Source organism: Pseudomonas sp. LBUM1645 (assembly GCF_059716185.1).
Map to the genome: position 1 here is coordinate 3,297,245 of NZ_CP166811.1, position 19,844 is coordinate 3,317,088.

At 60.1% G+C, this 19,844-nt stretch carries 18 protein-coding genes; 10 read left to right on the plus strand and 8 right to left on the minus strand.

Annotated elements, in window-relative coordinates:
- Window positions 1-152: 152 nt before the first annotated feature.
- Both ACA079_RS14800 and nudC read left to right on the plus strand, forming a co-directional pair.
- Window positions 153-965, plus strand: coding sequence for a crotonase/enoyl-CoA hydratase family protein (locus ACA079_RS14800; RefSeq protein ID WP_497704100.1), 813 nt, complete (start codon window positions 153-155; stop codon window positions 963-965).
- Window positions 966-971: 6 nt separating this feature from the next.
- Entirely contained in the window at window positions 972-1,802 is an 831-nt protein-coding gene (gene nudC / locus ACA079_RS14805) for an NAD(+) diphosphatase (protein ID WP_497704101.1), read from the plus strand.
- On the opposite strand, the gene ACA079_RS14810 is transcribed toward nudC, so the two are convergent.
- Both ACA079_RS14810 and ACA079_RS14815 read right to left on the minus strand, forming a co-directional pair.
- Window positions 1,770-2,549, minus strand: coding sequence for a TSUP family transporter (locus ACA079_RS14810; RefSeq protein WP_140678939.1), 780 nt, complete (start codon window positions 2,547-2,549; stop codon window positions 1,770-1,772). The two genes, nudC and ACA079_RS14810, sit on opposite strands and share 33 nt — an antisense overlap.
- A 203-nt stretch (window positions 2,550-2,752) precedes the next feature.
- Entirely contained in the window at window positions 2,753-3,994 is a 1,242-nt protein-coding gene (locus tag ACA079_RS14815) for an acyl-CoA dehydrogenase family protein (RefSeq protein ID WP_497704102.1), read from the minus strand.
- A 348-nt stretch (window positions 3,995-4,342) separates the two neighbouring features.
- Between ACA079_RS14815 and sfnG the strand changes: the two genes are divergently transcribed.
- Window positions 4,343-5,437, plus strand: coding sequence for a dimethylsulfone monooxygenase SfnG (gene sfnG, locus ACA079_RS14820; protein WP_497704103.1), 1,095 nt, complete (start codon window positions 4,343-4,345; stop codon window positions 5,435-5,437).
- Between the two features lie 122 nt (window positions 5,438-5,559).
- Here sfnG and ACA079_RS14825 read toward each other — a convergent pair whose 3' ends face one another.
- Window positions 5,560-6,036, minus strand: a complete 477-nt coding sequence (locus ACA079_RS14825) for a nuclear transport factor 2 family protein (protein WP_010460010.1) — start codon at window positions 6,034-6,036, stop codon at window positions 5,560-5,562.
- Between the two features lie 56 nt (window positions 6,037-6,092).
- Complete coding sequence (locus tag ACA079_RS14830) at window positions 6,093-6,656, minus strand: TetR/AcrR family transcriptional regulator (RefSeq protein WP_008152706.1); 564 nt, start codon at window positions 6,654-6,656, stop codon at window positions 6,093-6,095.
- A 217-nt stretch (window positions 6,657-6,873) separates the two neighbouring features.
- Here ACA079_RS14830 and pssA point away from each other — a divergent pair, with 217 nt between their 5' ends.
- On the plus strand, window positions 6,874-8,217 hold the full coding sequence (gene pssA / locus ACA079_RS14835) for a CDP-diacylglycerol--serine O-phosphatidyltransferase (protein ID WP_497704104.1): 1,344 nt from the start codon (window positions 6,874-6,876) through the stop codon (window positions 8,215-8,217).
- A 106-nt stretch (window positions 8,218-8,323) separates the two neighbouring features.
- Here pssA and efeO (ACA079_RS14840) read toward each other — a convergent pair whose 3' ends face one another.
- Genes efeO (ACA079_RS14840) through efeU form a run of 4 tightly spaced genes read right to left on the minus strand, consistent with a single transcriptional unit; the run spans window position 8,324 to window position 12,554 of the window.
- Window positions 8,324-9,148, minus strand: a complete 825-nt coding sequence (gene efeO, locus ACA079_RS14840; RefSeq protein ID WP_497704105.1) for an iron uptake system protein EfeO — start codon at window positions 9,146-9,148, stop codon at window positions 8,324-8,326.
- Window positions 9,149-9,173: 25 nt separating this feature from the next.
- A complete protein-coding gene (efeB, locus tag ACA079_RS14845; RefSeq protein ID WP_497704106.1) occupies window positions 9,174-10,484 on the minus strand; it encodes an iron uptake transporter deferrochelatase/peroxidase subunit in 1,311 nt (436 codons plus the stop codon).
- A 16-nt stretch (window positions 10,485-10,500) separates the two neighbouring features.
- On the minus strand, window positions 10,501-11,700 hold the full coding sequence (gene efeO / locus ACA079_RS14850; RefSeq protein ID WP_497704107.1) for an iron uptake system protein EfeO: 1,200 nt from the start codon (window positions 11,698-11,700) through the stop codon (window positions 10,501-10,503).
- A gap of 8 nt (window positions 11,701-11,708) precedes the next feature.
- Window positions 11,709-12,554, minus strand: a complete 846-nt coding sequence (efeU, locus tag ACA079_RS14855; protein WP_497704108.1) for an iron uptake transporter permease EfeU — start codon at window positions 12,552-12,554, stop codon at window positions 11,709-11,711.
- Window positions 12,555-12,840: 286 nt separating this feature from the next.
- Between efeU and ACA079_RS14860 the strand changes: the two genes are divergently transcribed.
- The 6 genes from ACA079_RS14860 (at window position 12,841) to ACA079_RS14885 (ending at window position 19,828) form a co-directional block, all read left to right on the plus strand.
- A complete protein-coding gene (locus ACA079_RS14860; protein WP_497704109.1) occupies window positions 12,841-13,857 on the plus strand; it encodes an AraC family transcriptional regulator in 1,017 nt (338 codons plus the stop codon).
- A 274-nt stretch (window positions 13,858-14,131) separates the two neighbouring features.
- On the plus strand, window positions 14,132-15,796 hold the full coding sequence (locus ACA079_RS14865) for an AMP-binding protein (protein WP_497704110.1): 1,665 nt from the start codon (window positions 14,132-14,134) through the stop codon (window positions 15,794-15,796).
- Between the two features lie 16 nt (window positions 15,797-15,812).
- Window positions 15,813-16,574 (plus strand): SDR family NAD(P)-dependent oxidoreductase, encoded by a 762-nt coding sequence (locus ACA079_RS14870; RefSeq protein WP_497704111.1) that lies wholly within the window; start codon window positions 15,813-15,815, stop codon window positions 16,572-16,574.
- 12 nt (window positions 16,575-16,586) lie between these two features.
- The gene (locus ACA079_RS14875) at window positions 16,587-17,780 is read left to right on the plus strand and encodes an acetyl-CoA C-acyltransferase (protein ID WP_497704112.1); all 1,194 of its coding nucleotides are present in this window, start codon (window positions 16,587-16,589) and stop codon (window positions 17,778-17,780) included.
- Window positions 17,781-17,913: 133 nt separating this feature from the next.
- On the plus strand, window positions 17,914-19,041 hold the full coding sequence (locus ACA079_RS14880) for an acyl-CoA dehydrogenase (protein WP_497704113.1): 1,128 nt from the start codon (window positions 17,914-17,916) through the stop codon (window positions 19,039-19,041).
- A 13-nt stretch (window positions 19,042-19,054) separates the two neighbouring features.
- The gene (locus ACA079_RS14885) at window positions 19,055-19,828 is read left to right on the plus strand and encodes an enoyl-CoA hydratase (protein WP_059402380.1); all 774 of its coding nucleotides are present in this window, start codon (window positions 19,055-19,057) and stop codon (window positions 19,826-19,828) included.
- The last annotated feature ends 16 nt before the right edge of the window (window positions 19,829-19,844 follow it).

Sequence of the window (19,844 nt, forward strand, 5' to 3'; positions counted from 1 at the left end):
TCACATGAATGTGCGAAACGCGGCAATGCTCGCGCACTGTAATGGTGCGCGGCGGCCAGTCCCGTCTTTGGCCGAACCGCTGCCTTACGGTGCGCCTTGATGCCTTGTTATAGTCCGGGCCTCATTTTCTGCCCGGTAAAAGGATCACTGCCATGTCTCAGTACACTGCGTTCACCGTCGAACTGGCCGATAAAATCGCCCATGTGCAGATCAACCGGCCGGAAAAGATCAATTCGATGAATGCCGCGTTCTGGAGCGAGATCATCGAGATTTTCCAGTGGGTCGACGATACCGACGAAGTCCGGGTGGTGGTGCTCAGTGGTGCGGGCAAGCATTTTTCTTCCGGCATCGACCTGATGATGCTGGCCGGCGTGGTCAATGAACTGGGCAAGGACGTGGGGCGCAACGCGCGCCTGCTGCGCCGCAAGATCCTCGCCCTGCAAGCGTCTTTCAATGCCGTCGACAATTGCCGCAAGCCGGTATTGGCGGCGGTTCAGGGGTATTGCCTGGGTGGCGCCATTGATTTGATTTCGGCTTGCGACATGCGTTACGCCGCCGAAGACGCGCAATTCTCGATCAAGGAAATCGACATCGGCATGGCGGCCGACGTTGGCACTTTGCAACGCTTGCCGCGGATCATCGGTGACGGCATGCTGCGTGAACTGGCTTACACTGGTCGCACGTTCGGTGCCGAAGAAGCGCGTGGAATGGGCCTGGTCAATCGGGTTTACAGCGACACGGCCAGCCTGCTCGACGGTGTCATGGGCATAGCCCGCGAGATCGCCGGCAAGTCGCCGATTGCGATCACCGGCACCAAAGAGATGATCAGCTACATGCGCGACCATCGCATCGATGACGGCCTCGAATACGTCGCCACCTGGAACGCCGCCATGCTGCAATCCACCGATCTGCGCGTGGCCATGGCCGCCCATATGAGCAAACAGAAACCCGAATTTCTGGATTGATTAAAAATGACTTCACGCTGGACCACCGCAGTACTGGACACCGATCAACCCGGCGGCTGGGCCGTGGCGCGCAGCCCCGAAGGTTTTCTGTTCGATGACAATGGCGCGCTGTTTCCGCGCGAATGGCTCAAGCGCCAGGACCTGTCGATCCTCGCCGAACATGGCATCGGTCACCTGGACGGCGAACCGGTCTATTTACTGGAGCTGCGCAGTCACAGCGAGGTGCCGGGCTGCAACTGGAAAGGCCTGCGGGCGTTCATGCTCGAAGGCGACCATACGCTCTACAAAGTGCTCGGTTATGCCGCGCAAATCGGCACCTGGGCCCGCGAACACCGTTTTTGCGGTAACTGTGGGCAGGCGATGACCCAGGTAACCCGGGAACGGGCGATGTATTGCGAGCCGTGTGATTTACGCAGCTACCCGCGCATTTCGCCGAGCATGATCGTACTGGTGACCCGGGGCGATGAAGTCCTGCTGGCCCGTTCGCCACGCTTTGTCGCCGGGGTCTACAGCACGTTGGCGGGGTTTGCCGAGCCGGGTGAATCGGCCGAAGACTGCCTGATCCGTGAAGTCCGCGAAGAAGTGCAGATCGAGGTCAAGAACATCCAGTACATGGGCAGCCAGTGCTGGCCGTTCCCGCATTCGATGATGCTGGGTTTCCATGCCGAATACGCCGGTGGCGAGATCGTGTGTCAGGAAGACGAGATCGAAGACGCCCAGTGGTTCAACGTTCATGAGCTGCCGCCGTTGCCGGCGTCACGCTCGATTGCCCGTTACCTGATCGACGTCTATGTGGCGCGGCGCTTAGGCCACGCTGAACCAGTGTTGCCAGGCTAACCGCACGGTCAAGCCCAGCACCACGGTGATGAACACCGGGCGAATGAACTTCGCACCGCCGCTGATGGCGGTGCGAGCTCCGAAGAATGCCCCGACCATCACCGACAGGCCCATGCTCAGGCCGATGATCCAGTCCACTTGCCCGGAAAACACGAACACCGACAGTGCCGCAATGTTGCTGACGAAGTTCATGCTGCGCGCCACGCCGCTGGCCTTCACCAGATCGATGGGGTACATCAGCATCGTGCTGACGGTCCAGAACGCGCCCGTACCGGGACCGGCCACGCCGTCGTAGAACCCGAGGCCGAAGCCTTGGGTCGATTGCCACTTTTTCTTGATCGGTGCGTCGCTGTCCAGTGGCGCTTTCGGCGTGCCGCCAAACAACAGATAGACGCCGCAGCCGAAAACGATCACCGGGAGCATCTTGTTCAGCCATTCCGCCGGCAGGTAGTGAGCGACCACGGCACCGGTCAGCGCGCCCACCAGCGTGCCGACAATCGCGTGCATCCACTGCTTGGGATGGAACAGCTTGCGTCGGTAGAAGGTGAAACTGGCCGTGGCCGAGCCGAACGTCGAACTGAGTTTGTTGGTGCCCAGCACCAAGTGCGGCGGCAGGCCTGCGGTCAGCAGCGCCGGAGTGGTCAACAGACCGCCGCCGCCGGCAATGGCGTCGATGAAACCGGCAATGAAAGCGACGAGGGCCAGAATGGCCAGGGTGGTGAGGTCAACACTGAGTTCGAAAGGCATGGAATCGGCTTATTCGGCGGGGTGCAGGACAGGGCTGCGGGGGAAGGGCCGATATCTTACCTATATCCAACTTGTGCGGCGACCGCTCTGGCGCCGATCCCCTGTAGGAGCTGCCGAAGGCTGCGATCTTTTGATCTTGCCCTTAAAAACAAAATCAAAAGATCGCAGCCTTCGGCAGCTCCTACAGGGGGAGCGGACAACCGTTAGATTTTGCAGTCAGGTCCATTCCCGATCTGCCACACAAACGGCGGCTCGGTCCCGTTGATCACCCAATCCCCGACAATCCGCGCCTTGTAGATCACCGGATTGTGCGACGACACCGTCCGCGCATTGCGCCAGTGCCGGTCCAGCGATTTACCCACGCGCGTATCCGAAGCCCCTAGCGCGTTGAACAGTTGCGTGGTCGCACGCTGGATCAACTCGGTAACCACCACCTGAGCCTTGGCCGATTCGATTTCCGCCGCGACATTCGCCTCTTGTTCCAAGGCATCATCACCTGAGAATCGCGCCAGATAAGCCCGCTGCGCCGGTTGCGCAGCCCTCAAGGCGCTGGCCTCGGCCGCATACACCAGGGCCGCAATCTCACCGACCACTTGCTGCACCTGCGAATCCTGGCTGACATGCTGCGCATTGCCATGGCTGTAGATGCGTTTGCGTTCACGCACCTGGCGAGCCACATCGCGTAACGCCGCACGACCGATCCCGGCCAGTGTCGCCAGCAGCACCAACTGATAAAACGCGGTCTGGTATTTGAAGCGGGTGGCGAAGTCGATGATGTTCTCGGCCTCCACGTCGGCATCGATAAACCGTGAAGTACCACTGCCGGTGGTGCGCTGGCCGAAACCGTCCCAGTCGTCGCTCTGCACGATGCCCGGCTGGCGGGTTCGGACGGCGGCAATCACGTCGCCGCCGGTGTCGCTGCGTTGCGCGTACACGTCGATCCAGTCGGAAAACAGGCTACCGGTGCTGTAGAACTTCTCGCCGTTGAGCCTCCATTGGTCACCGTGAGGCGAGACTTTGGTGATGACATCGCCAATGGCGACGCTGCCGATTTCGGTCCAGGCATTGCCGGCGATGTCACCGTCGACGAAGCGCTTGAACCACAGATCCCGGCCTGGCCCAGGTGTCGAGTTCAAGCGATCCTCGGCAAAGGCGAAGTGCCCGCGCAAGGCCTGAGGCACGTTGGAATCGGCTTCGGCCAATTCGATCAGCAGCTCAAACAGTTGTGGCAGGGAGGCGCCGCCACCGCCGTATTCAATTGGAATCCGCACCGCGCCGAAACCGGCGTCCTTGAGCCACTGAATCGGTTCGTACGGCAGGCTGCGGGACTGTTCGCGCTCAACGGCACCGGCGGCGATGCGTTGGAAAATCGGCCGGAACCTTGCGGCCAGCGCTTCATAGTCAGTGCCAATGGACAGCGGATTGATTACCTGGTGTTCGGTCATGGGACGGCTCCTCGGATCGGCAGTAGAAAGTGTTGCGTCTGCCAGGGGCAATTGCAGGGTCCATGCCGAAGCTAGCGGGCCAGGATTTATTGGAGGAACTGGATGTCGGCACGCAGTGAATTGTTGCTGTACCAACAGTGCATCAGCAAATTGCCTCAGACGCACCCACATCTGTGGCGAGGGAGCTTGCTCCCGCTTGAGTGCGCAGCGCTCACAAAAACTTGGGGCCGCTACGCAGCCCAGCGGGAGCAAGCTCCCTCGCCACAGTACTCGGCTCACTTCAAGATTGGCGGTGGCACGGTTGCTGCTCTCACCCCAGGACATCCCTAAAGTCCCGAGGACATGCCTATGAGTCAGCAAGCCGTCAAATTTGCCTACTGGGTGCCGAACGTCAGCGGCGGGCTGGTGGTCAGCAAGATCGAGCAACGCACCCACTGGGGCATCGACTACAACCGCAAACTGGCGCAACTGGCCGAAGAGGCGGGGTTTGAATACGCCCTGACGCAGATCCGCTTCACCGCCGGTTACGGCGCCGAGTACCAGCACGAATCGGTCGCCTTCAGCCACGCGCTGCTGGCCGCCACCACCAAACTGAAAGTGATCGCCGCCATCCTGCCCGGCCCTTGGCAACCGGCGCTGGCAGCCAAGCAATTGGCAACCATCGACCAGCTGACTAACGGCCGGGTGGCGGTGAACATCGTCAGTGGCTGGTTCAAGGGTGAATTCCAGGCGATTGGTGAACACTGGCTGGAACACGACGAGCGTTATCGCCGCTCCGAAGAATTCATCCGCTCGCTGAAGGGCATCTGGAGCCAGGACAACTTTACCTTTCGCGGTGACTTCTACCGCTTCGACAACTACAGCCTCAAACCGAAACCGCTGGGTCAGCCGGAAATCTTCCAGGGTGGCAGTTCCCGCGCGGCTCGGGACATGGCGGCACGGGTATCGGACTGGTACTTCACCAACGGCAACACCCCGGAAGGCATCAAGGCCCAGGTCGATGACATTCGCACCAAGGCGGCGGCCAACAATCATTCGGTGAAAGTCGGCGTGAACGCGTTTGTCATTGCCCGCGACACCGAAGAAGAAGCGCGCGCCGTGCTGGCGCAAATCATCGATCAGGCTGACCCGGAGGCGGTGAATGCGTTTGGCGATGCGGCGAAGCAGGCGGGCAGGGCGTCACCTGAGGGTGAGGGCAACTGGGCCAAGTCGACGTTCGAGGATCTGGTGCAGTACAACGACGGCTTCAAGACCAACCTGATCGGTACGCCGCAGCAGATTGCCGAGCGGATAGTTGCGTTGAAAGCGGTGGGCGTGGACCTGGTATTGGCGGGGTTTCTGCACTTTCAGGAAGAAGTGGAGTATTTCGGCAAGCGGGTATTGCCGTTGGTGCGCGAGCTAGAAGCCAAGGCAGCGGCCAAGCAGCAGGCCGCGGTAGCCTGAACACCACAAAAAACCTGTAGGAGCTGTCGAGTGAAACGAGGCTGCGATCTTTTGATCTCAAAAATCAAAGTCAAAAGATCGCAGCCTCGTTTCACTCGACAGCTCCTACAGGGGATCAGTGTTTACAGGCCGAGGTCGGACAAGCTTGGATGATCATCCGGCCGACGACCCAGCGGCCAGTGGAACTTGCGGTCGCTTTCCTTGATCGGCATGTCGTTGATGCAGGCAAACCGATTGGCCATCAAACCGTTCTCGTCGAACTCCCAGTTTTCGTTGCCGTACGAGCGGAACCAGTTGCCCGAGTCGTCGTGCCATTCGTAGGCATAACGCACGGCGATGCGGTTGCCGGTAAAGGCCCAAAGTTCTTTGATCAGGCGGTAATCCAGTTCCTTGGCCCATTTGCGCGTCAGGAAACCTTTGGCTTCTTCGCGGTTGTAGGCAAACTCGGCACGGTTACGCCATTTGGTGTCCAGGGTGTAGGCCAGCGACACCCGTTCCGGGTCGCGGGAGTTCCAGCCGTCTTCGGCCAGGCGTACTTTTTCGATGGCCGATTCACGGGTGAATGGCGGCAATGGCGGACGAACTTCGGCATTAGACATTAATAGTCTCCCTATCAAAGTAAAGTTCTAGCAAGTTGTCGGGCTTGGTTAAAGTGTTACAGGTCCAATAACTTTCGCGCCATGCATTGCGCATTATCGGCGGCACTGTGATCACCCATGACAAGCGCCACGGTAATGGCACCGTCGATCAGGATCAGCAGCTGTTTGGCCAGCGTCTCCGGGTCTGTGGCGCCATGTTCGGTGCAGAGCTCGCGCACGTAGTCGAGCAGCTTCTGTTTATGGTCTTTGGCAACCAGGCGAACCGGGTCTTGCGGGTCGCCGGTTTCGCCGCTGGTGTTGATGAATGCACAGCCACGGAAGCCTTCGGAGGCGAACCAGGCCTTGAGTACGGTAAACAGGTTGAGCAGCCGGTCGGCCGGTGTTTCAGCCTGGTCGACTTCGCTTCTGTACCAATGCATCCAGCGCACATCACGGCGTTGCAGGGCCGCGACGGTGAGCTCCTCCTTGTTGGCGAAGTAGCGGTAAATACTTTTTCTGGAGACGCCGGCGGTTTTCACCAGAAGATCCATCCCGGTGGCAGCGATGCCACTCTTGTAGATCAACTTTTCGGTGACATCCAGAATGATGTCGCGTGTGTCGTTGCTGGTTATTTCGTTCATGTGGCGAACAGTAGAACGATCGTTCTCCTTGGTCAAGGAGATATTTTCGTCGCCTACAAAATTGCTATCGCGAGCAAGCTCGCTCCCACAGGGGAACGGATTTCAAATGTGGGAGCGAGCTTGCTCGCGATGGGGGCATTACAGTCAGTAACAAGACCCGAACCGATCCATGGTGTAAGCTCTCGGGTTCTTCGGATTCGACCTTTTTGCGAGCCCTATGCCGTCGCTTTTCAAACGCTCTCTGCTGCCCAAACTGCGCAGTTTTCCGCTGACCGCCGATGCCGTCACCATCCTTTCTGGCGCTGCCGAGTTTCGTCGGTGCCTGCTGGAAAAGATCGCCAGCGCCACCCAGCGCATTTATATCGTCGCGCTCTATTTGCAACAGGATGAAGCCGGCCAGGAAATTCTCGATGCCTTGCACGCGGCCAAACTGGCGCGTCCGGAACTGGACGTGGTGGTGGTCGTTGACTGGCTGCGCGCCCAGCGCGGCTTGATCGGTGCCGGCAAGCAGCCGGGCAACTCGGCCTGGTATCAAGAAACCACCCGCACTCATGCCAGTGAAGTGCCGGTGTATGGCGTTCCCGTGCAGACCCGAGAACTGTTCGGCGTGCTGCATTTGAAAGGCTTCGTGATCGATGATTGCGTGATCTACAGCGGCGCGAGCCTGAACAACGTTTACCTGCACAAATTCGACAAGTACCGCTACGACCGTTATCACCTGCTAAATAACAGCGCTCTGGCCGATTCGATGCAGCACCTGATTCAGCACGGTCTGATCGCCTCCAAAGCGGTGCATCGTCTCGATTTGCCGAACCTGCCGACCACCCGCAGCCTGCGCAACGACATCGGCGACTTGCGCAGTCGCCTCAAGCACGCGGCGTACGACACCACGACAGGCACCACGGAAAAGGGCGGTTTGTCGGTCAGCCCATTGCTCGGTGTCGGCAAGAACAACCCGTTGAGCCGGGTGATTTGCGAATTGATCGCCAGCGCTCAGCATCAACTGACTATTTGTACGCCGTACTTCAATCTGCCGCTGACCGTGACCCGGGAAATCAACCGGGCCCTTGCGCGGGGCGTGAAGATCGACATCATCGTCGGCGACAAGACGGCCAACGACTTCTACATCCCGCCGAGCGAGCCGTTCAAGGTGATTTCGGCGCTGCCGTACCTTTACGAGATCAGCCTGCGGCGTTTCGCCAAGCGTCATCATCGCAGCGTCGACAGCGGTAAGTTGAACCTGCATCTGTGGCGTGACGGCGACAACACCTATCACCTCAAGGGCATGTGGATCGATCAGCGTTACACCTTGCTGACCGGTAACAACCTCAACCCGCGGGCGTTCCGTCTCGATCTGGAAAACGCCTTGCTGATTGATGATCCGAAAGGTGAGTTGCTGGAGCCGCGTCGTAAAGAGCTGGCGGAGATTTTCGAGAACACCCGCCGCATCGAGCGTTATCAGGAACTGGAAACGCTGCTGGAGTACCCGGCGGGGGTGGCCAAGTTTCTCAAGCGCGTGAGTCGTGTGCGGATCGAGCGGTTGCTCTATCGGATTCTGTAAGGCTTAAAGCAAAAGATCGCAGCCTTCGGCAGCTCCTACAGTGGGATGACGTACATCCTGTAGGAGCTGCCGGAGGCTGCGATCTTTTCGCAGACAACGCCGATGTTTAATTCAAACCCAACTTCCCACGCAACGTCGACAAATCCTCAGCCAGTGTATTCACCGGCCCGACCAGCGCCTTGCGGTCGTTTTCCTTCACCTTGTCATACGTCTCGAAGCCACCGTCCTTGGTTTTGTACTTGGCCAGCGTCTTGTTCACCGTAGCGAAGTTCTTGTCGACTTTGGCAATGAAGGCCGCGTCCTGCTTTTCGATCTGCAGACGGAACAAATCGACGATTTTCTTCGCGCCGTCGATGTTGCCCTGGAAGTCATAAAGGTCGGTGTGGCTGTAGCGATCTTCCTCACCGGAGATCTTGGTCGCAGCGACTTCTTCAAGCAGCGCCGCAGCGCCGCCCACTACTTTTTCCGGTGGGAAAGTCAGGCCGGCGACGCGGGTTTGCAGGTCTTTCACGTCTTTGTTCAAGCCATCGGCCAGTTCGCCCAGGCCCTTTGTGCTGTTTTCCGAGAACAACGAGTATTCGATGCGGTGGAAACCGGTGAAGTCTTCGGCTTTCACGCCTTTTTCGTGGTCATCGACGCGAGAGTCGATAGACGCGTCCAGGTCACTGAACAACTCCGCAATCGGCTCGATCGACTCGTAGTAGACGCGGGTCGGGGCATAGAGCTTTTTGGCAGTGGCCAGGTCACCTTTTTTCACGGCATCGGTGAATTGCTGGGTGTGGCTGGCCAGCTCATCGAGCTGTTCAGTCACGTAAATCTTGTAGTCCGAAATCGGCCCCACCAACTCCAGCGGTGCCGTCGCCGCGAAAGCCGAAAGCGGGGTGTTGAGCAAACCAAGGGTCAGCAGTAACGCGAGTGGCGACTTTTTCATGGCACGGTTCCGTGGTGGGGGTTGGTTATGCGGTGGCTTTTGGTTGAAGAGCTGGTTGCGTGGCGTCAAGCAGCGAGCGACCGATGAAATCCTTGTCATCCGTCACGCCGGGCAGGGTGAAGAAGTACCCGCCGCCAACCGGTTTGAGGTATTCCTCGAGCGGCTCGCCGTTGAGTCGGGTCTGAACGGTGATGAAGCCTTTTTGCAGATCCGCCTGATAGCAGATGAACAGCAGCCCCATGTCCAACTGACCGTTCTTGTTCACGCCGTTGGAGTAGTTGAACGGCCGGCGCAGGATCAGGTTGCCCTGTGTCGCGGCGGTGCGCGGGTTGGCCAGGCGGATATGGGCATCGAGCTTGGTCAGCTTGCCTTCAGGGTCCTTGGCATAGTCCGGGACCTGGGTCTCATGCTCGCCACCCATCGGCGCGCCGGTACTTTTGACCCGGCCGAGAATACTTTCTTGTTCCTGCAGCGGCGTACGATCCCAGCGCTCGACGAAGTTACGGATGATCCGCACCGCTTGATAGCTGCCATTGGCCGCCCAGGCCGGTTCGTCACTGCCGGACTGTACCCAGACGATGCTGTCCATGGCCTTGGCATCATTGGAATTCGGGTTGGCCGAGCCGTCACGAAAACCGAGAAAGTTGCGTGCACTTTGCGCTGGCACACCGGGTTTGACCGGGGCCTGGGGCGGCACGCTGCCTTCCTGTTTCCAGCGCACCAGGAGCAAGTCCGGCAGGTTCTTCACGATGTCGCGCAGGGCGTGGATGTTGGTGTCGGTGGTGTTGGAGCAGAACTGCAAGCTGAGGTCGCCGTGGCAGCAATCGGCTTCCAGCGCATCGTTGGGAAAACCGACCATGCGGATCAGCCGCTTCGGTTTAGCGGCGGCCAGACCGAAGCGTTCATCGAACAGTGACTCGCCCACGGACACGGTGATGGTCAGGTTGTCCGGCGTCACCACCGGGCCAAGAATTCCCGAATCCACCGGCGGCAGTTTCGGATCGACCTGCGTGACCGGGCCGCCCTTCATCAGGAAGGCGATGCGCTCGTTGAGGGTGCGAAACAAACGCTCCAGGTCTTCGCGGTCACTGGCCAAAACGTCAAACGACACCAGCATGCCGGAAGCCGGGCGTGGGGTGACGATGCCGGTCTGGTGCTGGCCGTGGAACGCGTGGCGGTCTTCGGTCTTGTCGCTGCTCGGCGCTTCGGTCACTTGCGCCGGGCTGGCAGCCATGGCCGGGCAACTGAGTGCGCTGCCGGCCAATGCCACACCAGCGGCGCCCATGCCCATCAAGACCCGGCGACGCTGGAGGTTGAATTGCTCTGAATCGTTCATCGGTTTGTTCTTCTGCTTACAGGCCGGAAAGGCCAAGGGCGGGATCGATTCCATCGAGTGCGTCGGCCAGAACCTTGGCCTTGTCGGCGATCTGTTTGCGCTGCTCGGCACTGACGCTGTCGTAGCTCGCATAGCCGTCCTTGACCTTGAAGCCGTTGAGCTCGGCGTCGAGGGCAGTGGCGGCGTTGTCGATCTTCAGCAGCAGTTCGGCGGCGGATTTGCTCAGTAACGGACGCAACAGGTCCACGACTTTGCGGGTGGCGTCGAGGTTGGCGGCGAAACCGTTGAGGTCGGTGTGGCTGTAGCGTTCTTCTTCACCGCTGCTGGCGCGTACGTCGGCCATACTGTTGAGATTTCGCACCACAATGCTCACCAGTTGCTCGGGCGGCAGCGACTGGGCCAGCAGTTGCTGTTTGAGCGTGGTGACGTCGGTGATCAGACGCTGGGCGACGGGCGTCAGACCGTCGAGATTGCGTTGCTGGAACAGTGCGTATTCGATCCGGTGGAAACCGGTGAAGCCCGGATCCTGTTCGCGTTTCTCAAAGTAATCGGCGCGGGCGTTGATCGTGTTGTCCAGCTCGGCCAGACGCTGGGCGGCCGGGGCGATCCGTTGATACGCGGCGCGGGCAGGCACATACAAGGCTTGCGCCTGGCTGAGGTCGCCGGCTTCGATGGCGTGTTCAAGGGCGGTGACGGCTTTGATCAGCGCGCTGCTCTGAGTGCTCAGGTAAACGCGGAATTCCGACAGTGGGCCAACAAAGGCCACCATCGACGGTTTGGCCTTGGCCGCAGCGTCTGAAGCGGCGGTCGGGCTGACGTGCAAGGTGCCGCGCGGATTGCTCAGAAGGCCGCACGTGATCGCATAGTCACCGGGCAACAGGTTGGCATTGATCACCTGACTCAGGCCGGGCGCGATGTTTTCCCGCTCTTCGACCACCAGCACACCGTCGAGAATTTCCCATTCAACAGCCCGGTCCGAGCGATTGACGATGCGGAAACTGGCGCGACCGGCCGGGACGCTCAGTGCATTCGGCTCGCAGCTGTGCGAGTGGATGGTCACCAGCACTTCGTCATGGTTGGCCTGACGCTTGGCGGCGGCCACTTTCGAGGCGTAGTAGAACAGGCCACCGGCGGCGATCATCACGATCACCGAACCGGCCACCGCCCAACGCAAGGCGCGGGGAGGGGAGGCCTGGGGAGGGGCTTGATTTGGCATGGGTGCCCTTACTGACTGGAAACTGAAGAAGATTGCTTGGCGGATGCAGGCACAGGCGCAGGGAGAAAAAACATCACCAATGCCACCACCAGATAAATCAGATACGCCCCGAGGGTGCTGACGGTCGGCGCGTCCTGGTAACCGAACATCCCGGCCAGCACCGCGCCGAGCGGGCCATCCATCGGCAGCGTTGCGCTGAAGTCGAAAAGCACGGTTTGCAGGTGATTCCACACGCCGGCTTCATGCAGCGCTTGCACCGAGTTGGCGAGGATCCCGGCGGCGACCACCAGAATGAACAACCCGGTCCAGCGGAAAAACGCACCCAGGTTCAGGCGCATGCTGCCGGTGTAGATCAGGAACCCGACAATGATCGCCAGGATCAGGCCGAGCAGGGCGCCGATCGGTGCCGCCGGGCCTTCGCTCTGCTGGAACACCGCGAGCAGGAAGAACACCGTTTCCAGACCTTCTCGGGCCACGGCGAAAAACACCATGGCGATCAGCGCCGTGACCTGGTGTCTGGAACCGGTCAGCGCCTGATCGAGAGAAACATGCAGCGAATGTTTGATTGAGCGCGCAACTTTGCGCATCCAGAACACCATGGAGCTGAGAATGCCCACGGCGACCAGGCCGACCACCCCTTCAAACAGTTCCTGTTGTTTTTGCGGGAACTCGGCGCTGACCAGTTCCAGGCCACCGCCCACCAGCAGGGCCAGGGCTGCGGCGAGGAACACGCCGATCCACACCGCAGGCATCCACTGGCCGCGGCCGGTCTGCTTGAGGTAGCTGGCGATGATGCCAACGATCAGCGCGGCTTCAATGCCTTCGCGCAGCATGATCAGAAAAGGAACGAGCATTCAGCACCGGGGCGTCATTAGATAGGGTGCTAATTTGTAACATAATGACACTCATTCCCAAATGCCAGTCATTGACATTTACCTGAACCTAACCTGAACAGATCAAAAGATCACACCGTCCCCTGTGGGAGCGAGCTTGCTCGCGATGGTGGACTGACATTCAGCAATGATGTCGACTGACACGTTGCTATCACGAGCAAGCTCGCTCCCACAAGGGATCTGCGTCGGGCCAACGGCTGCGCTAATATGCCCCCACTTCAAACAAGAACAGGGCTTAGTTCGGTCAATGTCGGAAAAAGACACCATCTCCATTCAACTGGTGCGTGAAGCACTGCTGCAAAGTTGCGCCCCCGGAGCGACCACCGATAAGGTATTGAACAAGGTCGGCATCGATCCGGCACTGCTCGACAGCAGCGATGCCCGCGTCCCGGCCACAGCTTATGCACGTCTGTGGCGTTTACTGGCGCGACGTGGAGACGATGAGTTCTTTGGCATGGACCCGCGCAAACTCAAATCCGGCAGCCTGGAGTTTCTCTGCCGCTGCTCCATGGTCCAGTCGAGTCTGGCCGCCGGCCTGACCTCGGGTTTGAGTTTTCTGTCGTTGATGCTCGAACACCTGCCGGCGCAGTTGGTTCGTCAGCAAAGCCTGGCCGAAATCGTCCTGCTCGAAGACGACCAGGACCCGCGCCGCGCCTTCACGTATTTCACGTACTGGATGATCGTTCACGGCGTTGCCTGCTGGCTGGCGGGGCGGCGGATTCCGATCCTGGCCATCGAGTTGCGCTGCCCGGCACCGGACTTCTGCGATGACTATCAGGTGATGTTCTCCGAGAACCTGCGTTTCGACCGGCCGCGCACGCGGATGATTTTCTCCGCCGAGTGCCTGGATTTGCCGATCAAGCGCAGCCCGGAAGAACTCAAGCGCTTCCTGGCCCAAGCGCCGGCCAATATTCTGGTCAAGTACCGCGACCCGGAGAGCCTGGCCAGCCGGATCAAACACGATTTGCGGCAGCTGCCCGCCGAACACTGGCCGGAAACCGAACCCCTGGCGCAACAGCTGTGCATGTCGGCTTCCACCCTGCGTCGGCGCCTGGCCGAAGAGGGCCAGACTTACCAGGGGCTCAAGGACAGTGTGCGCAAGGAATTGGCGATTGTCTGGCTGGCCGAGCCGGCTATCAGCTTTGCCGAGATCGCAACACGGCTGGGGTTTGCCGATGCGAGCTCTTTCTACAAGGCGTTTCGCAAGTGGTCGGGCTCAAATCCCGGGCATTACCGGAGCCTGATCCTGAACGAAGCCAGCTGATCCGGATTTTATGGTGCCTGATCTGGCGCCATCGCGGGCAAGCCTTGCTCCTACAGGTCCTGGTGATTCACACCATTTGTGGCTGACCACGCCGTGTAGGAGCAAGGCTTGCCCGCGATGACGTCCGCCCTGACGACGCATCCCTTGAATCTTGGCCAAACCAGTCACGCAACTTGATAGCTTTGACCATTGTCCCGCGCCCCGCGCAGAGCGAGTATTTCCCTGTTTAATTACGGTTCCCCCAGCCTAATAAAAATACAAAGGGATTCTGGCAATGCGCGATTATTTGTCTGCTACATCACAGTTCAATTATCAGCACACCGTCGACGCCGCGCTCGCGGGCGATTTGACTGCCCTCAATGCCTGTGTCGAGTGTTGCGACCGGCATGCCTTGCCGGGGCGCATCGCGTTGTTCTGGGAAGGGCGCGATGGCGCCAGCGCGACCTACACCTTCAGCGACTTGCAGGACAAAGCTGCGCGTTTAGCCAATTTCCTGCTGGCCCAAGGCGTGAAAAAAGGCGACAAGGTTGCCGGTCTCCTGCCACGTAACATCGAATTACTGATCACCGTATTCGCCACCTGGCGCATCGGCGCGGTCTACCAGCCGCTGTTCACGGCATTCGGCCCGAAAGCCATCGAACACCGCCTCAGCTCCTCTGGCGCCAAAGTGGTGGTCACCGACGCGGGCAATCGCTCCAAACTCTCTGAAGTCGCCGACTGCCCGACCATCGTCACCGTCGCCGGTCCCAAAGGCCAAGGCATCGTCCGCGGCGATTACAGCTTCTGGGCCGAACTGGCCAATTATTCTCCTGTGTGCGAACCGGTCCTGTTGACCGGCGAAGACCCATTCCTGCTGATGTTCACCTCGGGCACCACCGGTCCGTCGAAAGCGCTGTCCGTTCCGCTCAAGGCCATCGTCGCCTTCCAGAGCTACACCCGTGACGCCGTGGACTTGCGCCCTGAAGACGCCTTCTGGAACGTCGCCGATCCGGGTTGGGCCTACGGCATCTATTTCGGTGTCACCGGGCCGATGGCCATGGGGCATCCGATCACCTTTTACGATGGCCCGTTCACCCTCGAAAGCACCTGCCGAGTGATCAACAAATACGGGATCACCAACCTCACCGGTTCGCCGACGGCCTATCGCTTGTTGATCGCAGGTGGCGACGAGTTCGCCCGCTCGATCAAGGGCAAGCTGCGCATCGTCAGCAGCGCCGGCGAGCCGCTGAACCCGGAAGTGATTCGCTGGTTCGCCGAAAACCTCGGTGTGGTCATCCACGATCATTACGGCCAGACCGAACTCGGCATGGTCCTGTGCAATCACCATGGCCTGGAGCATCCGATCCACATGGGCGCCGCCGGTTTCGCCTCGCCGGGCCACCGCATCGTGGTGCTGGATGACGAGTACAAAGAACTCGGCGTCGGCCAGCCGGGCATTCTGGCCATCGATCGCACCCAGTCGCCGATGTGCTGGTTCGCCGGTTACGAAGGCGCACCGACCAAGGCCTTCGTCGGCAACTATTACCTGAGCGGCGACACCGTCGAGTGGAACCCGGACGGCAGCATCAGCTTCGTCGGTCGCAGCGACGACGTGATCACCACCTCCGGTTATCGCGTCGGTCCGTTCGACGTGGAAAGTGCGTTGATCGAACACCCAGCCGTGGTCGAAGCAGCCGTGGTCGGCAAGCCCGATCCGGAGCGCACCGAGCTGGTTAAAGCCTTCGTGGTGATTTGCTCGCAATATCGCCCGACGCCGGAACTGGCCGAAGAACTGCGCCAGCACGTGCGCAAACGACTGGCCGCGCACTCGTACCCCCGTGAAATCGAATTTGTCAGCGAGTTGCCGAAAACCCCAAGCGGCAAATTGCAGCGCTTTATCTTGCGCAACCAGGAAATCGCCAAGGCTCAAGAGGCCGCCGCGAAGAACGTTTCAGCTTGAATCCAAGGAAACAATGATGCAGATCGAAAACAAGATTTTTCTCGTCACCGGCGGTGCGTCGGGCCTCGGTGCGGCCACCGCTGAAATGCTGGTCGCGGCCGGCGCCAAAGTGATGCTGGTGGACATGAACGCCGAAGCCGTTGCGGCCCAGGCTGAACGCCTCGGCGCGCAAAGCGTGGTGGCGGATATCAGCAACGAAGCCGCCGCGGAAGCCGCTGTGCAGGCCACGGTCAAAGCTTTCGGTGGCCTGAATGGTCTGGTCAACTGCGCCGGCATCGTGCGCGGTGAGAAGATCCTCGGCAAAAACGGCCCACACGTGTTGGCCAATTTCAGCCAGGTAATCAACGTCAACCTGATCGGCAGCTTCAACATGCTGCGCCTCGCGGCTGCGGCAATCGCCGAAACCGAAGCGGATGCCGATGGCGAGCGCGGCGTGATCATCAACACCGCCTCGGCTGCAGCCTATGACGGCCAGATCGGCCAAGCCGCGTATGCCGCCTCCAAAGGCGCGATCGTCAGCCTGACCTTGCCCGCCGCCCGTGAGCTGGCGCGCTTCGGCATCCGCGTGATGACCATCGCCCCCGGCATTTTCGAAACCCCGATGATGGCCGGCATGACCCCGGAAGTCCGCACGTCCCTGGCCGCTGGCGTGCCATTTCCGCCACGTCTGGGCAAACCAAGCGAGTATGCCGAGCTGGTCAGGCATATCATTGAAAACAGCATGCTCAATGGCGAGGTGATCCGTCTCGACGGCGCCTTGCGCATGGCCGCCAAATAAGGAGGATTTGTCATGACTATTTCCAACGATCCCATTGTTATCGTCAGCGCCGTCCGCACCCCGATGGGTGGTTTCCAGGGCGAACTGAAAAGCCTGACTGCACCGCAACTCGGTGCTGCCGCAATTCGCGCCGCCGTTGAACGCGCCGGTGTGGCGCCAGACGCGGTTGAAGAAGTGCTGTTCGGTTGCGTCCTGTCCGCAGGCCTCGGCCAAGCCCCTGCGCGTCAAGCCGCACTGGGCGCCGGGCTGGATAAATCGACTCGCTGCACCACTCTGAACAAAATGTGCGGTTCGGGCATGGAAGCGGCCATTCTGGCCCACGACATGCTGGTGGCCGGCAGCGCCGACGTGGTTGTCGCTGGCGGTATGGAAAGCATGTCCAACTCGCCGTACCTGCTTGACCGCGCCCGCAGCGGTTACCGCATGGGCCACGGTCGCGTACTTGACCATATGTTCCTCGACGGTCTGGAAGACGCTTACGACAAAGGTCGCCTGATGGGCACCTTCGCCGAGGATTGCGCTGAAACCAACGGTTTCACCCGCGAAGCCCAGGACGCGTTTGCCATTGCCTCGACCACCCGCGCGCAGCAGGCGATCAAGGACGGCAGCTTCAAAGACGAGATCGTGCCGCTCACTGTGACCGTCGGCAAAGAGCAAGTGCTGATCAGCAACGACGAACAGCCACCGAAAGCCAAACTGGACAAGATCGCTTCCTTGAAACCGGCGTTCCGCGACGGCGGCACGGTGACGGCGGCGAACTCCAGCTCGATCTCCGATGGTGCTGCGGCACTGGTGTTGATGCGCCGTTCCGAAGCTGAAAAGCGCGGCCTGAAACCGCTGGCAGTGATTCACGGCCACGCGGCGTTTGCCGACACACCGGGCCTGTTTCCGGTGGCACCGGTGGGCGCGATCGAGAAGCTGATGAAGAAAACCGGCTGGTCGCTGGACGAAGTCGATCTGGTCGAAGTCAACGAAGCCTTCGCCGTGGTCAGTCTGGTCACCATGACCAAGCTGGAAATTCCTCACGAGAAGGTCAACGTTCACGGCGGCGCTTGCGCCCTCGGTCACCCGATCGGTGCGTCTGGCGCGCGGATCCTCGTGACCTTGCTCTCGGCCCTGCGCCAGAAAGGCCTCAAACGCGGCGTTGCAGCGATCTGCATCGGCGGCGGCGAAGCCACGGCCATGGCAGTTGAGTGTTTGTACTAACGCCCGAGCGGTTTCTGTAGGAGCTGTCGAGTGAAACGAGGCTGCGATCTTTTGATTTTGTTTTTTAAGATCAAGATCAAAAGATCGCAGGCTTCGCCAGCTCCTACGGGGCAATTACATTTAAGGATTTGGCATGATTCCCAATGACGAACAACTTCAGATCAGCGACGCGGCCCGGCAGTTTGCCCAGGAACGGCTGAAACCGTTCGCCGCCGAGTGGGACCGCGAGCATCGCTTCCCCAAGGAAGCCATCGGCGAGATGGCGGAACTGGGCTTCTTCGGCATGTTGGTGCCGGAAGAGTGGGGCGGTTGCGACACCGGTTACCTGGCCTACGCCATGGCCCTGGAAGAAATCGCGGCCGGCGACGGCGCCTGCTCGACCATCATGAGCGTGCACAACTCGGTGGGTTGCGTGCCGATTCTCAAGTACGGCAACGACGACCAGAAAGAACGCTTCCTCAAACCTTTGGCCAGTGGCTCGATGCTCGGGGCTTTTGCCCTCACCGAACCGCAGGCCGGTTCCGACGCCAGCGGCTTGAAAACCCGCGCGCGTCTGGAAGGCGATCATTACGTGTTGAACGGCTGCAAACAGTTCATCACCTCCGGGCAGAACGCCGGGGTGGTGATCGTGTTTGCCGTGACTGACCCAAGTGCCGGCAAACGTGGCATCACGGCGCTGATCGTGCCGACCGATTCGCCGGGCTACAAAGTCGCACGGGTCGAAGACAAGCTCGGCCAGCACGCTTCCGACACCTGCCAGATCCTGTTCGAAAACGTGAAGGTGCCGGTGGCCAACCGCTTGGGCGAGGAGGGCGAAGGCTATCGAATCGCCCTGGCCAACCTCGAAGGCGGCCGCGTCGGCATTGCTTCACAATCGGTGGGCATGGCCCGCGCTGCGTTCGAAGCGGCCCGCGACTATGCCCGCGAGCGTGAAAGCTTCGGCAAACCGATCATCGAGCATCAAGCGGTCGCGTTCCGCCTGGCGGATATGGCGACCCAAATCGCCGTCGCCCGGCAGATGGTGCATTACGCGGCGGCATTAAGAGACAGCGGCAAACCGGCCTTGGTCGAAGCGTCCATGGCCAAGCTGTTTGCCTCGGAAATGGCCGAGAAAGTCTGTTCCTCGGCGTTGCAAACCCTTGGCGGTTACGGTTACTTGAACGATTTCCCGCTGGAGCGGATCTACCGCGACGTGCGCGTTTGCCAGATCTACGAAGGCACCAGCGATATTCAGCGCATGGTTATTTCGCGCAATCTTTGAGAAGGAGTCATCTGTGAGTTACGAAACGATTTTGTTGGAAACCCATGGTCGCGTCGGCCTGATTACCCTGAACCGTCCGCAAGCACTGAATGCGTTGAACGCGCAGATCGTCAGTGAGCTGAACCACGCCCTCGATGGCCTGGAAGCCGATTCGAACATCGGCTGCATCGTGCTGACCGGCTCGAAAAAAGCCTTCGCGGCCGGCGCCGACATCAAGGAAATGGCTGAGCTGACTTACCCGCAGATCTACCTCGACGACCTGTTCAGCGACAGCGATCGCGTGGCTAACCGCCGCAAGCCGATCATTGCCGCCGTCAATGGTTTCGCCTTGGGCGGTGGTTGTGAACTGGCGCTGATGTGCGATTTCATCCTGGCCGGCGACAACGCGAAATTCGGTCAGCCGGAAATCAACCTCGGCGTACTGCCGGGCATGGGCGGCACCCAGCGCCTGACCCGCGCGGTGGGCAAGGCCAAGGCCATGGAAATGTGCCTCAGCGGTCGCTTGATCGATGCGGTGGAAGCGGAGCGTTGCGGGATTGTGGCGCGTATTGTTCCGGCTGATGAGTTGCTGGAAGAAGCGTTGAAAGTCGCGGCCCTGATTGCCAAGAAGTCGCTGCCGATTGCAATGATGATCAAGGAAAGCGTCAACCGCGCGTTTGAAGTGAGCCTGTCGGAAGGTGTGCGCTTTGAACGTCGGGTGTTCCATGCGGCGTTTGCGACGCAGGATCAGAAGGAAGGGATGGCGGCGTTTATTGCCAAACGTGAGGCCGAGTTCGTCGGCAAGTGATTCGGCGTATTCGATG

Bases quoted from the DNA above. Each gene is read 5' to 3' on its own strand.
- efeO (WP_497704107.1), bottom strand. From the start codon at position 11,700: ATGCCAAATCAAGCCCCTCCCCAGGCCTCCCCTCCCCGCGCCTTGCGT.
- ACA079_RS14880 (WP_497704113.1), top strand. From the start codon at position 17,914: ATGATTCCCAATGACGAACAACTTCAGATCAGCGACGCGGCCCGGCAG.
- nudC (WP_497704101.1), top strand. From the start codon at position 972: ATGACTTCACGCTGGACCACCGCAGTACTGGACACCGATCAACCCGGC.
- efeO (WP_497704105.1), bottom strand. From the start codon at position 9,148: ATGAAAAAGTCGCCACTCGCGTTACTGCTGACCCTTGGTTTGCTCAAC.
- ACA079_RS14815 (WP_497704102.1), bottom strand. From the start codon at position 3,994: ATGACCGAACACCAGGTAATCAATCCGCTGTCCATTGGCACTGACTAT.
- efeU (WP_497704108.1), bottom strand. From the start codon at position 12,554: ATGCTCGTTCCTTTTCTGATCATGCTGCGCGAAGGCATTGAAGCCGCG.
- ACA079_RS14875 (WP_497704112.1), top strand. From the start codon at position 16,587: ATGACTATTTCCAACGATCCCATTGTTATCGTCAGCGCCGTCCGCACC.
- ACA079_RS14860 (WP_497704109.1), top strand. From the start codon at position 12,841: ATGTCGGAAAAAGACACCATCTCCATTCAACTGGTGCGTGAAGCACTG.
- ACA079_RS14870 (WP_497704111.1), top strand. From the start codon at position 15,813: ATGCAGATCGAAAACAAGATTTTTCTCGTCACCGGCGGTGCGTCGGGC.
- ACA079_RS14825 (WP_010460010.1), bottom strand. From the start codon at position 6,036: ATGTCTAATGCCGAAGTTCGTCCGCCATTGCCGCCATTCACCCGTGAA.
- ACA079_RS14865 (WP_497704110.1), top strand. From the start codon at position 14,132: ATGCGCGATTATTTGTCTGCTACATCACAGTTCAATTATCAGCACACC.
- ACA079_RS14800 (WP_497704100.1), top strand. From the start codon at position 153: ATGTCTCAGTACACTGCGTTCACCGTCGAACTGGCCGATAAAATCGCC.
- ACA079_RS14810 (WP_140678939.1), bottom strand. From the start codon at position 2,549: ATGCCTTTCGAACTCAGTGTTGACCTCACCACCCTGGCCATTCTGGCC.
- pssA (WP_497704104.1), top strand. From the start codon at position 6,874: ATGCCGTCGCTTTTCAAACGCTCTCTGCTGCCCAAACTGCGCAGTTTT.
- sfnG (WP_497704103.1), top strand. From the start codon at position 4,343: ATGAGTCAGCAAGCCGTCAAATTTGCCTACTGGGTGCCGAACGTCAGC.
- efeB (WP_497704106.1), bottom strand. From the start codon at position 10,484: ATGAACGATTCAGAGCAATTCAACCTCCAGCGTCGCCGGGTCTTGATG.
- ACA079_RS14830 (WP_008152706.1), bottom strand. From the start codon at position 6,656: ATGAACGAAATAACCAGCAACGACACACGCGACATCATTCTGGATGTC.